14 protein-coding genes are annotated in these 13950 nt (G+C 45.7%); 7 read left to right on the top strand and 7 right to left on the bottom strand.

The window, feature by feature from the left end; genetic code table 11:
• Nucleotides 1-9 precede the first annotated feature (9 nt).
• From C9I89_RS02030 to dinG, 4 genes are all read right to left on the bottom strand, one after another.
• Entirely contained in the window at nucleotides 10-1341 is a 1332-nt protein-coding gene (locus tag C9I89_RS02030) for a hypothetical protein (protein WP_107281666.1), read from the bottom strand.
• Nucleotides 1342-1576: 235 nt separating this feature from the next.
• Nucleotides 1577-1738, bottom strand: a complete 162-nt coding sequence (rsmS, locus tag C9I89_RS02025; protein WP_107281665.1) for a pleiotropic regulatory protein RsmS — start codon at nucleotides 1736-1738, stop codon at nucleotides 1577-1579.
• A 64-nt stretch (nucleotides 1739-1802) separates the two neighbouring features.
• Nucleotides 1803-2354 carry a primosomal replication protein PriC gene (gene priC, locus C9I89_RS02020; protein WP_107281664.1) on the bottom strand — a complete coding sequence of 184 codons (552 nt, stop codon included), beginning with the start codon at nucleotides 2352-2354 and terminating at the stop codon, nucleotides 1803-1805.
• A gap of 120 nt (nucleotides 2355-2474) precedes the next feature.
• Nucleotides 2475-4553, bottom strand: a complete 2079-nt coding sequence (dinG, locus tag C9I89_RS02015; RefSeq protein ID WP_107281663.1) for an ATP-dependent DNA helicase DinG — start codon at nucleotides 4551-4553, stop codon at nucleotides 2475-2477.
• A 534-nt stretch (nucleotides 4554-5087) separates the two neighbouring features.
• Between dinG and C9I89_RS02010 the strand changes: the two genes are divergently transcribed.
• Nucleotides 5088-6047 (top strand): porin, encoded by a 960-nt coding sequence (locus C9I89_RS02010; RefSeq protein ID WP_107281662.1) that lies wholly within the window; start codon nucleotides 5088-5090, stop codon nucleotides 6045-6047.
• A 164-nt stretch (nucleotides 6048-6211) separates the two neighbouring features.
• Nucleotides 6212-6850 carry a YccT family protein gene (locus C9I89_RS02005; protein WP_107281661.1) on the top strand — a complete coding sequence of 213 codons (639 nt, stop codon included), beginning with the start codon at nucleotides 6212-6214 and terminating at the stop codon, nucleotides 6848-6850.
• Between the two features lie 208 nt (nucleotides 6851-7058).
• On the opposite strand, the gene C9I89_RS02000 is transcribed toward C9I89_RS02005, so the two are convergent.
• Nucleotides 7059-7421 carry a conjugal transfer protein TraR gene (locus C9I89_RS02000; RefSeq protein WP_107281660.1) on the bottom strand — a complete coding sequence of 121 codons (363 nt, stop codon included), beginning with the start codon at nucleotides 7419-7421 and terminating at the stop codon, nucleotides 7059-7061.
• A 381-nt stretch (nucleotides 7422-7802) separates the two neighbouring features.
• Here C9I89_RS02000 and C9I89_RS01995 point away from each other — a divergent pair, with 381 nt between their 5' ends.
• The 5 genes from C9I89_RS01995 to recR all read left to right on the top strand — a co-directional run bounded on the left by C9I89_RS01995 (nucleotide 7803) and on the right by recR (nucleotide 12222).
• Complete coding sequence (locus C9I89_RS01995) at nucleotides 7803-8201, top strand: YbaN family protein (RefSeq protein ID WP_425440398.1); 399 nt, start codon at nucleotides 7803-7805, stop codon at nucleotides 8199-8201.
• A gap of 132 nt (nucleotides 8202-8333) precedes the next feature.
• Nucleotides 8334-8894: an adenine phosphoribosyltransferase gene (apt, locus tag C9I89_RS01990; RefSeq protein WP_107281659.1), complete on the top strand. Its 561-nt coding sequence runs from the start codon at nucleotides 8334-8336 to the stop codon at nucleotides 8892-8894.
• Nucleotides 8895-9068: 174 nt separating this feature from the next.
• Complete coding sequence (gene dnaX / locus C9I89_RS01985) at nucleotides 9069-11258, top strand: DNA polymerase III subunit gamma/tau (RefSeq protein WP_107281658.1); 2190 nt, start codon at nucleotides 9069-9071, stop codon at nucleotides 11256-11258.
• Between the two features lie 28 nt (nucleotides 11259-11286).
• Nucleotides 11287-11616, top strand: coding sequence for a YbaB/EbfC family nucleoid-associated protein (locus C9I89_RS01980; protein ID WP_107281657.1), 330 nt, complete (start codon nucleotides 11287-11289; stop codon nucleotides 11614-11616).
• A 3-nt stretch (nucleotides 11617-11619) separates the two neighbouring features.
• Nucleotides 11620-12222: a recombination mediator RecR gene (gene recR, locus C9I89_RS01975; protein WP_107281656.1), complete on the top strand. Its 603-nt coding sequence runs from the start codon at nucleotides 11620-11622 to the stop codon at nucleotides 12220-12222.
• A gap of 147 nt (nucleotides 12223-12369) precedes the next feature.
• Here recR and C9I89_RS01970 read toward each other — a convergent pair whose 3' ends face one another.
• Together C9I89_RS01970 and C9I89_RS01965 are read right to left on the bottom strand one after the other, a co-directional pair.
• Nucleotides 12370-12918, bottom strand: a complete 549-nt coding sequence (locus C9I89_RS01970) for a regulatory protein ToxS (RefSeq protein ID WP_107281655.1) — start codon at nucleotides 12916-12918, stop codon at nucleotides 12370-12372.
• A complete protein-coding gene (locus C9I89_RS01965) occupies nucleotides 12909-13778 on the bottom strand; it encodes a winged helix-turn-helix domain-containing protein (RefSeq protein WP_107281654.1) in 870 nt (289 codons plus the stop codon). Before C9I89_RS01965 ends, C9I89_RS01970 begins: the two co-directional genes overlap by 10 nt.
• Nucleotides 13779-13950 lie beyond the last annotated feature (172 nt).

The following is a 13950-nucleotide window of genomic DNA, read 5'->3' as shown; positions in this document are numbered from 1 at the left end:
GGTATTAGGTTAACTTGTTGCTTCAGCGGTGGTTTCTGCCGGCGTATTCTCAGCAGGTGTCTCCGCTGCTGAAACCTCCGTCTTTTGTACCGGATTTTGCTCTGCCGCCGTATTTTTCACCGGAGAGATTTGCTCTGGCTGGACGGCTTGTGGCGATTTAGCCTGGCTTAGCTGTGCAGACAGTTCGGCGATCTGCTGTAAATAGCGGTTATTTTCTTCGCTGAGCACCCGGCGCTCTTTGGCGGATGTTGCTTTAAGTTCGGCGATTTTCAACTGTAGGGCACTGTTATGATCGTGCGTTTTTTCTAACTCAGCTTCGGCTTCTTTCTGTGCAATCAGGCTGTCGTTTTGTCCTTGCAGGTTAGTTCTGATGTGATTGACCAGATGTTTGCCTTGCAGGGATATAGGCTGGTCACGCAGATCACCTGAGCCAAGAGCGACGCTGACTTCCAGCAGAATTTTTTCATAGCTGACAATGTGGCGCTCATAATCGCTCTGCGGCATTGCTTTCAGCTTTTTCACGGCCGTAGCAACTTGCTGTGAATGAGCAAGCGCAAAGCGGGCTTCTTCTGCTTTATCATCAATGCGCGAGACGGCTCTTGGTTCTGCGTTAATAAAAGCTTCGGCCGCTTTCAGTGTCGCTTCAGCATGGCGCAGGGTCTCTGGTGCATGCCTGCTGATATCCGCTGTTTTTTGGCGTTTCAGCTCTTTCTGACTTTCAGACAGGTAAATTTTGGTAACTGTTTTGACTTCCAGAGCACGTTGTTTTCGCACGAGTTCTGGTTGGTATTTGATTGCATTTTCAGCGTTGTCATCGGCAACGTAATTAACCAATTTTTTAAGTTGCTGTTCTAATTGTTTGGCTGTAGTCGGGTAATATTTCTCAGCTTCAATGCTATCCAGTTGCTTGCGATAACTAAAGGCCTCTTCTAATACCGTTAAAGCTTCACTACGTATAGCGTTAGCCTTTTGAATATAAACATTAAATTGTGCTAATGCATCTTGAGTTGCCTGAATATTGGTTTTAGAACTGAATATACCGGCACTGCTATTTGCTTCTGATGGATCATGTTCAAATTCAGCGTAATACTCTTTGGCATCATTCAGCGCATCGACGGCATCTTTTAATTGTTCTGTTGCAAACCAAGCTAATTCCATCTTGTGTGATTTTTCTAATGTATTATTAGCTAAATCAAGTGCTTGGGTTACATCCTGAAATTGATTTTCGTTTTGAGTCTGATTGGTTTCTAATGGTAGGCTGGCCGTTGAATTAGAATCTGACGCACAACCTGATAGCGTAATGGCTGCAACAATCGCAGCGATACGAAATTCCTTCTTCATGAATAAACCTTAGTGATGGAAAAATAGTATTAGCCATCACTATTATTATTGAGTGACATTTAATGATGACCTGAAAAGTCTATTCTATTTATTTTTGAATAAAGATGAAATGATATTTTAAATAATGTGCTGTCAGCACAAAAAACGTTAATTGAATGACGCTTAAATTAAATAAAGAGTCAATATTATGACTCTTTATTTAAGCCCGAATGAATAAGAGCAAAATACCGAATTTTTACTCTAATTTCGCTTCCAGATCTTTCCTTACGATCTCTAAGGCTGAGAGGGCCACCTGAGGCTCGATCTCATTGCTTTCTAGCAGATAAATAAGATCGACAGCCAATTGAATGTCTTCGGGGGCTTCTGCCAGCGATGCTGAGGAATTGTCTTTTGTCATACTGACCTTTTTACTGGTGATTGTGATGTACGAGTTGCTGCGGGATAGGGCACAGTGAACACTTTTACCCTTTTCGTTCGCGATGACTAATGCTCTTTTCAATTTTTACCAGCGCGGTACGACAACGTGATAAGCGCCCTTCAAGTGCTAGTATTTCTTTTTGCAGTTTTTGCTGCTCAGCAATTGTCGAGCAGTGGCTGAACAATAGTTCTTTATCCCGTAGCATTGCTGCCAACCGGCGCTCCCAATCTTTATGCTGGGACAGATCCTGATAGAGCTCATTGATTGGACGGCGCCAGCTTCCTGGTCTTTGGGGTTCATTTTTACGGATTTTCAACGTCGCCAGTTCGCGTTGAACCGCCTGAATTTGAGCGATGACTTTCTCGCAGATATGTTGAGTCCGAGAGGCTAACAGCTTTCCGGCCTGGCGCTCTTTACGCAATGCTGTTATTTCACTGTGGATTTCATCAACGCACGGCGTTAGTAGTTTGCTGCGGCAACGAAATAATTGCTCATCAAACAAAGGCCGCGAGGCTTCACCACGCTGGCGGTCAATTTGAGCTGCTTCGGTCGTCAGTTGGTTAATGATTGCTTCTAAGCGAGCGAGATCAGACATTGGCGTGTCCCTTGCGTATTTGTGTCTTCTTTATGGGCAAAGCGGTATTCTAAGCTAGTATCGAGTATCGAGTATCGAGTATCTAGAAACTCGAAACTCGAATCTAGGCCATTACTATTTTCAATTATACTCAATCACACGCTTAAAAGGTGGCAGGGCATCAAGTAATGCCTTGCCGTAACGGCGATTGATCACCCGGCGGTCAAGCAGCACGACTCTACCAGAATCTTCTTCTTTTCGCAGTAAACGGCCTGCCGACTGGATCAGTTTTTTACTGGCTTCAGGAACGGAAATTTGTAAAAACGGATTGCCACCACGACTTTCAATGTATTCCGCATGTGCTTCTTCGACCGGAGATGTCGGTACTGCAAACGGGATCTTGGTAATAATGAGATTGGTAAGTAACTCACCTGGTAAATCAAGGCCCTCAGAGAAACTTCCCGTACCAAAAAGGATGCTGATTTTGCCGTTTTTACAGTTATCTTTATGTTTTTTTAGAATAACATGGCGAGATTCTTCGCCTTGAACCAATAATTGCCACTTATTTTTTTTCGCCAGAGGGCGAAGCGCGTCAGTGACCTTGTTCATTTGCCAATAGGAAGAGAACAGCACCAGACTTGCCGTTTCTCCTTCTAAGTATTCTGGCAACGTTTTGATCAGTAAGTCGGTAAATTTATCTGCCTGTGGTTCCAGTGGCAGTGCCGGAATGACTAAACGGGCGTTGTTCTGATAGTCAAACGGTGATGCTAAGGCCAGGAAGCGAGTACCGTCATTTTCTGAGATACCGGCCTGACGACAGAAATAGGTAAATTGATTGAGCGCGCGCAGGGTTGCCGATACCAAGATTGAGCCAGCCGCTCGGCTCCACAGTAACTGATCGAGGCGATATCCCACTTCAAGGGGGGAAACTTCTACAATAAAATCATTTTCCCGCTCTGGACTTTTTTCTATCCAGCGCGCTAAAGGCGCGCCTTTTTCTTTGTTAGGCTGAGCCATTAATGTCCAGACCTTTTCCAGATTTTCAAGACGTTGTAGGTAGAATCCAGATTCAGCCAGGGCTTGCTCACCCAATCGAGGCACTATCTCGTTCTCTTTTAACCGTTCGGAAATTAAATCATGGATTTTACCCAGTGATTGCCCTGCTTTTTTACTCGCTTCTTTACAGCCTTTGGCTTCTTCTTCAAGCCAGGCAGGTAGTTCACCGTGTTCGAAGCGATAGACACCATCTTTATTTAGCAAGGTCGGGTTGATATTCGTAGCCATCTGGCGCAGCGTGGGGATCAGATGCTGGATATTCTCTTGTAAGGTGTTCTGAAAGCGCCCGGCTTTACTGTATTCAGCCAGCTCGGCCAGTTTGCTGACGGACTGGTTCAGTTTTTCCAGCCAGCTGGCAGCACCTTTCAGACTGGCGGCTGCAGAGGAGAAATCTCGTGCGACTTGCGGCAAGTGGTGCGCTTCATCAATGATATAAATCGTATTCTCGGGCTCAGGCAGGATCACGCCCCCCCCAAGCTCTATATCTGCCATCAGCAGGGCATGGTTGGCAATAATAACATCGGCTTTGTCCATATGCTCTCTGGCTTTGGCAAACGGACAGCTACGGTGCTTCGGCATACCGGCATGGCAACTGTGCTTGTCGGCCATGATTTGTTGCCAGACGCGATCGGGAATCGTTGTCGGCCAGCTGTCACGATCACCATCCCATTTCCTTTCCTGACAGGCTGTTAGCATTCGTCGAAAAAGTTCTAAATCAGACTTTTTAGGTTTTTCTTCCCATAATGCCACTTGCGGGTCGCTGTCTGTCGTACAGCATGCTTCCAGTTTATGGGTGCAACAATAGCGTTGACGCCCTTTTGCCAGAATGAAGCTGAATTCTCTGGGGTAAATTCGGTTAAACAGGGGCAGATCTTTGTTTATCAGCTGTTCTTGTAATGCCACTGTTGCGGTCGAGATCAGTAATTTTTTGTTATTAAATTGTGCAAAAGGGATCCCCCCCAGCAAATAAGCCAGCGATTTACCAATACCTGTTCCCGCTTCTGCCACTAACATACGGTGTTTCGGATGATATTCACCAGCCAGAGTTTTGGCGATTTCTGCGACCAGGTAGTTTTGTGCTCGACGGGGAATAAAATTGTCCAGCTGGTTTCCCAGGTTCTCATAGCATTGTTTGATATCACTTTTGATCTGGCTGTGTAACATTTCTCAAACTTCGTTGTGGCAGGGATGGGCATTATAGCATGAAGCCCTAAATGTGAGCGGAGACAAATTTTCGAATAGTTTATAAATAAAATGAGATTCTCATCACGAAATAAGATTGAACCTTTGTCTGAGGGGGGGGCGGTTCATTCAAAAGCAATGATATAACCATTACTGGTATTTTTTTGTGATAATTTAGGTTTATTTGCTGTGTGTTTGTGTTTATTTCGAGATTATATTCTGTTTATTTTGCCTTGTTAAAAAGTCAACCTTGATATCTCAGTGCTTAATTTTGTCTGATAATTAGTCTCATTCAGGTGCAAGTTATTGGTTTATAACTATTTTGATGTTTTTTGAGCATGTTTTTAGAAGATTTGACATGCGGTTTGAAGTTCTGCACGATGAGCTCCACAAGTTACTCACTCTTGGTTGTTTTTTCTCTTGATGTTTAAAGCAGATAGATGGCCAGGGGAATATAAGAAAAGGAATTCTGGAAACGGAAATTCCATACTCAATAAGAATAAGGCAGTGGATATCATGAAAAAGACTCTATTAGCACTAGCTGTACCAGCTCTACTAGCTGCAGGTTCTGCAACTGCAGGCGTTAACCTATATGACGCAGACGGCGTTAAAACTGACCTTTCAGGTGCGGCAGAAGTTCAGTACTTCCAGGGTTATGAAGAAAATTCAGATGCTAAAATCCGTCTGGATGATGGCGACCTGGCTGTTAATACAACAGTTGCTGTTTCTGGCAGCCTTAACGCAGTTGCTGGCCTTGCTTTCGAAATGGAATCTGGCGACGTAACTAACGATGAGCTTTGGGTTGGTCTTGCCGGTGATTTCGGTACGCTGACTATCGGTCGTCAGTACCTGATTGCTGATGACTCAGGTATCGGTAAAGACTACGAGCTAGGTGGTGACGGTCTTGATTTTGTTGTTGCTAATGGTGACCAAACGATCAAGTACCTATTTGACAATGGCCAGTTCTACGCGGGTGCTTCTGCATTGCTAAAAGAAACAGGCAAAGCTGAAGACGAAACTACCGTTTTTGACGGCCGTCTAGGTGCACGTTTCGGTGACTTGGATGCACGTGTATACCTATACTCTAGCTCTGACGTGGATGGTGGTGATATCTTTGGTTCTGTACTCGATGGCGTAGCTATTGACGTTGAGGGCTTCAACCTAGAAGCAGAATACATCTACAATGCATTTGCATTTGCAGCTTCTTTCGGTCAGGTTGAGTATAAAAATGCTGCAAACTCTGCTGACAAGGTTGACGTTGACACCGCGGCACTAGCTGGTTCTTACACTATGGACAGAACCACATTTGCTGTTGGTTATACTTACCTAGATTTTGAAGCAGACGATGTTAGCGCTTTCTATGCGAACGTAACTCAGCAGCTGCATAGCAATGTTAAAGTTTACGGCGAAATCGGTAGCTCTGATGCTGACAATTCAGAGTTCGGTTACGTAGCTGGTATGGAAGTATCATTCTAAGATTGATGTAATCTGAGAATACTTCTTTAGAAAGCCGCCGCCATGGCGGCTTTCTGCTATCTTGAGTTTGATATTTATCGTTGTTCACCAATACCTTTGTGTTAAAAAAACTGAGATACTCGAGTAGGTTATGATTTAATGCGGTTGGCATAAAAAGGATTCAGATGAAGAAATTAGCACTGGCAAGCCTGGCTTTACTCTCTATGGGCGCTCAAGCGGCAACTATATCGACCAGCCAGAATATAAAGTTATTGGTAGTTGATGGTAAAAAAGTGGAATCGTCATTCTGGTCACCAACAGAACATGTGGAGCTGTCTGAAGGTAAACATCAGATTGTGGTTCAGTTTGACGGTGAAGTTAAAAATGGCTCTAAAAACACCGTATTTACTACCCGGCCTTACCTGTTCGATATGGATGTGGCCGATAAGGATGCGACGATTGTGTTGCCGCGTTTGACGACCTTGTCACAGGCAAAAGCACACTTTGATCGTGGCGCCGACTGGTCGCTGGAATATGCGGATGGGATGAAAAAAACCATCAAATATACTGAACTTCAGGGGGCAGGGTTTGCAGCTTTCAGCGATATGGAAGCCTTAGTCGCTAAATATAACAGTCAGAACGGTATAGTTTTCGAGCAGGGTTACGCGGTAGATCTGGAAAAAGTAGCCGTTCAGGTTACCGAGCAGGGTGAGGTGAAAATCACCGGAGACTCGCTGACTCAGCTTAAAATGTGGTACACCAAAGCGTCTGTAAAAGAGAAAAAAGCCTTTAAAATTTGGATGGCTGAGCACGACTTTAATTAACCAGGCTATTGTATTGTCAGGAATAGAGATGTGTGTTTACAGCAAAGCCATTTTTTCATAAATATGCTTGGTACCTGAACATTCATTACAGCTAACATGCATTATACCTACAGCAGGTTCTCTGGGTTATATGATAGAGTGACGGGCAACAGAACCGCTTAGCTAGGTTGCCCTGAATTAGACTGGTTTATTGAATGAAAATCTGAGGTCAGTCATGGTGATACCGGCTGTGATCACGACAGGCATGGCAGCGAGGTTGGGCCGGGTCTTCTAATAAGTCATCGATCTCAATTTCTTCTTCGCAATCGACGCACAAGCCATACATGCCTAATTTGACCGAGCAGACTGCAGCGTCAACTTTTTCCATTCTGATCGCCAGATCAAATAAGTCAGGAATAAAAGAAGATTTTGCCATCATGATCAGATCATTGAGATCCGCAGTTTTGATCGCCGTCGCTGAAGGCACCAAGGTGTCTAAAAGTATTTCGTGTTTGAGTTCTTTGGCTAACGCAACGTGCTGTTGTTCCAAAGTCGTTTGTAATTGTTGGTAGATAGCTTCTGACGTTGTCATAGTTGTTTTTTATTTATTGATGATGAATTTAGTCTAAAACGCTTTTATTCTTTGATTGTGATTTGAATCAAATCTTTATGAGTCTTCGCCCGAATACCTGTATTTTCCTTCGTTTTTTGTCTGTTTCATGCCTGTTATACCCAAGTTACCTCAAGATGCAGGATTCAGAGTGATGCCAGGCAGTTCAATTCAAGGAAAATGTGCGAAGGAATGACAGGTCCTTTCGAGTGCATTTGACGCGGAAGTGGGCTGGCTGGATCACTCCCGAAGGGCAAGTTTAACCTGTATCGGGATACTGACACAGTCACCGGGAATTGGGCTATAACGCATTAGAACTTCGGGTATAATTTGTGTGAATGGGGCATTGGAAATGAGTTGGCAGTGAAAGAGCTGATCAAGCGAACCATGCTGGTCACTTGTGGTTGGCTGTGTGTGGTTTTAGGTATGACAGGAATTTTTCTTCCTTTATTACCCACGACACCTTTTTTGCTGTTGGCCAGCGCCTGTTTTATGCGCGGTTCGCCCCGGCTGAGTTGCTGGTTGCATAAGCATCCACAATTTGGCCCGGTTCTGACTAACTGGCACGAAAACCGGGCGGTATCACCAACGGTGAAACGCCGCGGCAATATTTCGATAGTACTTAGTTTTGCCCTCTCTCTTACCCTGGTGCCTCACCTCTGGCATAAAATTATGCTGATTGTGATCGGTGCAACATTACTTCTCTGGTTTAATCGTTTGCCAATCATAGAGTCAGTTGCTCCCGTGAAAAAAAATCAATAGTATTGCGTGCTGACATAATGTCATTGGTATTAGGATCCCCGTCTGCTTCTGGCATTTTACAGTCGCGGGCGTTTAACTCGCTTTAAGCACCAGGCCTGTAGAAGGGCGAATTGTGGTGCACGGAAAACAATTATGACTCAAGAATACGCGACTCAAGACCAGTTAACCCTGATTAAAAATAGCATCAAATCTATCCCTGACTACCCAAAGCCAGGCATATTGTTTCGTGATGTCACAAGTCTGATGGAAGATTCTGCAGCATATCGCGCCACTGTGCAGGTACTGGTTGAGCAATACCGCGATAAAGGAATTACCAAAATCATTGGTACAGAAGCGCGCGGTTTTCTCTTTGGTGCCCCATTGGCGCTTGAGTTAGGCGTTGGCTTCGTACCCGTTCGCAAGCCAGGAAAATTACCGCGTGAAGTGATTTCCGAGAGTTACGATCTTGAGTATGGCAAAGATACGTTAGAAATTCATATTGATGCGATTGTTGAAGGCGATAAGATCCTGCTCGTCGATGATTTATTAGCAACGGGCGGCACGATTGAGGCGACAACTAAGCTGGTACGCCGCTTAGGTGGCCTGGTTGAAGATGCAGCGTTTGTCATTAATCTGCCAGATATCGGCGGAGAAGAGCGTCTGAACGGCATGGGGCTGAATGTATTTAGCCTGTGTGATTTTGACGGTCACTAATATTGATTCATATAAAACTTAAAACGTTAACGGTCAGGTTTGTGTGAATTTGGCTAATGATTGGGCGCTCACGATAGTGCCCTCTCGCTCCATTTTCCTCACTGTGTTAGCATTGACGGCTTGAATCGCTACGGAAATATACTGAATAATATCGATTCAGTAAGGTTATATCACATGAGTTATCAGGTTCTGGCACGTAAATGGCGACCGCATCAATTTACTGATGTGGTAGGGCAGTCCCATGTATTAACGGCACTGGCCAGCGCGCTCGCACATAACCGCCTTCATCACGCCTATTTATTTAGTGGTACCCGGGGTGTGGGTAAAACGACAATTGCGCGTATTTTTGCCAAAGGATTGAACTGTGAGCAGGGAGTTACAGCAACACCTTGTGGTCAGTGTGATACTTGCCGTGAAATTGACGAAGGTCGTTTTGTTGATCTGTTAGAAATTGATGCGGCATCAAGAACAAAAGTTGAAGATACCCGCGAACTGCTTGATAACGTTCAGTATAAACCGGCTCGCGGTCGCTTTAAGGTCTATCTGATTGACGAAGTACATATGTTATCTCGTCATAGCTTCAATGCGCTGCTGAAAACCCTTGAAGAGCCACCGGAATACGTCAAATTTATTCTCGCAACGACTGACCCGCAAAAATTGCCGGTGACGATTTTATCCCGTTGTTTGCAATTCCACCTTAAGCATCTGGATAACGCCCAGATCCAAACTCAGCTTGATAACGTATTAACTCAAGAACACGTTGAATTTGAACCGAAGGCGTTGAACCTGCTGGCGCGTGCGGCTGAAGGCAGTATGCGTGATGCATTGAGCCTGACCGATCAAGCCATTGCGCTGGGTAATGGGCAGATAAATGCGGCTTCTGTCGCAGCGATGCTCGGAACCCTGAATACCGATCAAGCGTTATACCTGCTGGAAGCGGTCGCTCAAGGTCATGCGAAACCTGCGATGGCGAGCCTTGAAGAGCTGGCGAATGTCGGCGTTGAGTGGGATAGCCTGCTGCGTGAACTGGCTGCGCAATTACATCGGGTCGCGATGTATCAGGCATTACCGGCTGCGCTGGATCAAAGTGCCCCCGATGCTGATCGTATTGTTACCTTAAGTACGGCGATGTCTCCGCAAGATGTACAGCTGTGCTATCAGATTGCCTTGCAAGGCCGTCAGGATTTGGCGTTTGCCCCCGATGGGCGTACCGGGTTAGAGATGGTATTGCTACGGATGTTGGCTTTCCGTCCGGTTGCAGGGCAGGGGATCATCCCTCAGGCTATTGCGGTACCGGCTAGTGAGCCGACGGCACCTGTAAACCCGGCACCAGTGAATGCTGCTCATTTGAATCAGGGGCATGCACAACAGGCCCCACAGCAGCAGATACCGCAGCAGGGCATACAGCGGGTTCAGGCATTGAAAGCGCAGATGAACTCACAGCCGCAAGTACCGGTTCAACCTAGCCATCCGGATATGGCACCAGCCGCTTCTCAGCCGTTGATGACATCGTCTGAAATGGTACCGCCGGCTGAACCAACGGTTACTCTGGCGCAACCGCCGCAACCGCCGCAACCGCCGCAATCGTCGGCATCGGGGTTGTTAGCAGCGCGTAATCAATTACGCAGTCATACTAAACGCGGTAATGACGAGCAATCGCCAAAAAAAAATGAATCGACGTTAGCTAAAAAAGTCGCAACGAATGTGTTAGATCGGATTGCAAATAAGCATTCTGGATCGCACTTATCGGCCTCAGGACGTGCTGCTCCTGTCTCGGGAAACACTGCGATGCCAGCGTCGATGGCTTCATCTCAAGCGGACAATTTTTCTCAAGGCGAAAAGCCATTAGAAGAGGATGAGTATCGCTGGAAACCGATGGTGGCAGCAGAGCCTGAAGCGATGAAGGTTGATGTGGCACCTCGTAATATCAAGCAGGCATTAGAGCATGAAAAAACGCCAGAGATGGCGAAACTGCTTGTCAAAGAAGCGGCAAATCAGGATAGTTGGTCCGATTTAGTGACTAAGCTAGATGTAGGGCGATTGGTCCAGCAGTTAGCGTTGAATTCAGCGTTTGAACAGAATGGCAATCAGGTTATTTTGTCTTTACGTCAGTCACAGGGACACCTGGATAGTCCTAAAGCCAGGGAGCAGTTGACGCAAGCACTTAATGAGTTGCTGGCGGTTCCCGTAGAATTATCGATTGAGCTGAGTGACAGGGGCCAATCGCCACTAGAATGGCGGGAAGCGCTTTATCAACAGAAGCTTAATCAGGCGAAACAGAGTTTATTGAGTGATCCAAATGTGAACTTTATCTGTCAGCGCTTTGCCGCTGTTTTGGATGAAGACAGCGTTAGGCCGTTATAAATTAACCAGACCAATAGAGAGAGATAATATGTTTGGTAAAGGTGGTATGGGCAACATGATGAAGCAGGCGCAGCAAATGCAAGAGCGCATGCAGAAGATGCAAGAAGAAATTGCCAATATGGAAGTAACAGGTGAATCTGGTGCTGGCCTGGTAAAAGTAACAATTACGGGCAGTCACAGTGTTCGTCGTGTTGAGCTGGATGACAGCTTGATGGAAGATGATAAAGACATGCTTGAAGATTTGATCGCTGCTGCGTTTAATGACGCAGCCCGCCGTGTTGAAGATGCTCAGAAAGAAAAAATGGCTGGTGTTACCGGTGGCATGAACTTGCCCGCTGGCTTTAAGATGCCATTTTAATCAATGCGCACCAGTCAATTACTGGAACAATTAATGGAGGCCTTACGTTGCTTGCCTGGGGTTGGTCCCAAGTCAGCGCAGCGGATGGCCTTCAATTTGTTGCAACGAAATCGTCAGGGGGGTCTGCAACTTGCTGATGCCCTTACCAAGGCGATGACAGAAATCGGCCACTGTAAAGATTGCCGCACTTTCACCGAAGACGATGTCTGCGCGGTTTGTGCCAATCCTCGCCGTCAGGAAAATGGCCAGATCTGTGTTGTAGAAACGCCAGCAGATATTGTTGCCGTTGAGGCGACTGGACAGTTTTCCGGACGCTACTTTGTGCTAATGGGACACTTGTCGCCGTTAGACGGTATAGGCCCTTCAGATATCGGTTTAGATGTTCTTGAGTTTCGTCTGCAAAAAGAACAGATTTCCGAGCTGATCCTGGCAACGAACCCGACAGTTGAAGGTGAAGCGACGGCACATTACATCGCTGAGTTATGTCATGAGTATGACGTGACTGCAACCCGAATTGCTCACGGTGTTCCGGTTGGTGGTGAATTAGAGCTGGTGGACGGCACTACTCTGTCTCACTCTATTGCAGGGCGCCACAAATTATATTAGACAGCCTGTGCGGTAAGTACCAATCGCCAGAGACTCTCTGACGGTTGGTATTTTTTTGTCTTAAATTCTTTGTGATGAAAAAAGGAGCTTCGGCTCCTCTTTTGTTCTTTGGGCAGAGGGAGACCCCTGACCGCTTACTTGGCTATATTACAATGAATAAAAAATACTCGATCCGTAAGTTAAGCTGGTTAACAGCATCGATTTTTCATTAAGCACATCAATACGACGGCTCTTCTGTGCATCCATACGGAATATTTGCTTCACTGTGGCTAAGTGTTGTTTCTTGAAGTCTTCATTGCGACCTGAAGTGATGTCTTTAAATTCAACAGGCTCTGTTAGCAAATAACCACCACTGACATCCCATTTACCTGTTTCGGAAATATGCATTGTCAGTGGTTCATCCGTGGCACTGAACAGTTTCATCAGGGTAATGCGTGAATACATTCTATTCGGCAGATAAACCATATGGCTGGTTTGTTCGATACGGCGGAGCATACCGAGTTGATCCAGCTGGGTCTTTTCGATTCGGCTCACTGTATTTGATTGCCATTCACGCGATATCAACAACTGCTCTTGCTTGTAATCGCTGGAGTAATACAGCCAAGTACTGAAAATGGCAGAGCAGGCTAAAACAATAAACGGCCAGAAGTGTTTCAATAGTGCAGGCATTTGTACTGGTTTACGTTTTATCGACATATCTTGGAATTATCCTGTTGGCTTGTGAGCAAGCGAAGTGTGACGTTCTCATCAGGAACAGCGGTATCGTGAATGTAGTTGAGCCAAAGTTGATTATTTTGGCCGCCAGTTACAATGACTTCTACTGGGCGAACCTTATCTTGATGATACTCAAGATAAGTACGAACACAGCTTGAAATTATTGGCTGCCAATCTGAAAGTACAGGGTGATATTTTGGCGTTAAGACTCTTACCCCCTCCACCTCATAAAGCGGTTGAAAAGCGGTTGATTTAGGCGGAAAGCCCATGTTTACCAGCAACGGCAACAGACCTGCAACGGCCAGCGCCAGCCATGTCAGTTTACTCATTTTTGTTGATGTCTGAACGGGGCTGGTGGAAGTCTTTTGCCCGCCTGTGCTGGTTGCTGAATTTACATCATGTTGCAGCTGAACTTGCTCGGTGTCGGAGAACACTGGCTGCGCTGTTGCCGTTGGCTGCTCATCGAGAGTATCTTGTGGAACCGTAACGGGGCTGTCTTGGCATTCTTTTACAACGGCGATCATTTGATAGCCGCGTTTAGGTACGGTTTTAATAAACCCCGGGGCTTTTGTCGAATCTTTCAAAGCCTTACGCAGAGTAGATATTGCTTGTGTCAGGCTGGAGTCGTCAACTTCAAAGCCTTGCTCTCGCCAGACGTATTCATGTAAGCGCGTTCGGGTAATAATTGCTCCCGGCTCTTCAATCAACAGACTTAATGCTCGGCTCTCATTGCTGCCAAGCCGTGTCAGTGCATTATTCTCGTGCTGATCAATCAGGCTGTTGTCATAAGGGTCAAAAAGGAAGCGTTGCCCGATCAAATGTTTGGTGGAGATTGTGTGCATTTTTTGCCCCGGAGGTATAATTCAGATACTTATATACCATATTTCGCTGAACACAATCTGAATGTAAAAAAATGAAAAAACGCGCTGAAAAAAGGTAAAGCATGTAAAAGCCGCTATTTTAGGTTGAAAACCTATCAAGAGGCCACATATCTGTAATGAGTTAACTTGAGAA

It is taken from the genome of Photobacterium lipolyticum, from assembly GCF_003026475.1.
GTDB classification, from domain to species: Bacteria; Pseudomonadota; Gammaproteobacteria; order Enterobacterales; family Vibrionaceae; genus Photobacterium; species Photobacterium lipolyticum.
Note: the sequence above shows the minus strand (reverse complement) of the source record. Positions and strands in the feature narration are given on the sequence as shown.

Coding starts and splice junctions, on each gene's coding strand:
- rsmS (WP_107281665.1), bottom strand. CDS start 1,738: ATGACAAAAGACAATTCCTCAGCATCGCTGGCAGAAGCCCCCGAAGAC.
- C9I89_RS01965 (WP_107281654.1), bottom strand. CDS start 13,778: ATGCACACAATCTCCACCAAACATTTGATCGGGCAACGCTTCCTTTTT.
- priC (WP_107281664.1), bottom strand. CDS start 2,354: ATGTCTGATCTCGCTCGCTTAGAAGCAATCATTAACCAACTGACGACC.
- dnaX (WP_107281658.1), top strand. CDS start 9,069: ATGAGTTATCAGGTTCTGGCACGTAAATGGCGACCGCATCAATTTACT.
- C9I89_RS02000 (WP_107281660.1), bottom strand. CDS start 7,421: ATGACAACGTCAGAAGCTATCTACCAACAATTACAAACGACTTTGGAA.
- C9I89_RS01970 (WP_107281655.1), bottom strand. CDS start 12,918: ATGTCGATAAAACGTAAACCAGTACAAATGCCTGCACTATTGAAACAC.
- C9I89_RS01980 (WP_107281657.1), top strand. CDS start 11,287: ATGTTTGGTAAAGGTGGTATGGGCAACATGATGAAGCAGGCGCAGCAA.
- C9I89_RS02005 (WP_107281661.1), top strand. CDS start 6,212: ATGAAGAAATTAGCACTGGCAAGCCTGGCTTTACTCTCTATGGGCGCT.
- recR (WP_107281656.1), top strand. CDS start 11,620: ATGCGCACCAGTCAATTACTGGAACAATTAATGGAGGCCTTACGTTGC.
- C9I89_RS02010 (WP_107281662.1), top strand. CDS start 5,088: ATGAAAAAGACTCTATTAGCACTAGCTGTACCAGCTCTACTAGCTGCA.
- apt (WP_107281659.1), top strand. CDS start 8,334: ATGACTCAAGAATACGCGACTCAAGACCAGTTAACCCTGATTAAAAAT.
- C9I89_RS02030 (WP_107281666.1), bottom strand. CDS start 1,341: ATGAAGAAGGAATTTCGTATCGCTGCGATTGTTGCAGCCATTACGCTA.
- dinG (WP_107281663.1), bottom strand. CDS start 4,553: ATGTTACACAGCCAGATCAAAAGTGATATCAAACAATGCTATGAGAAC.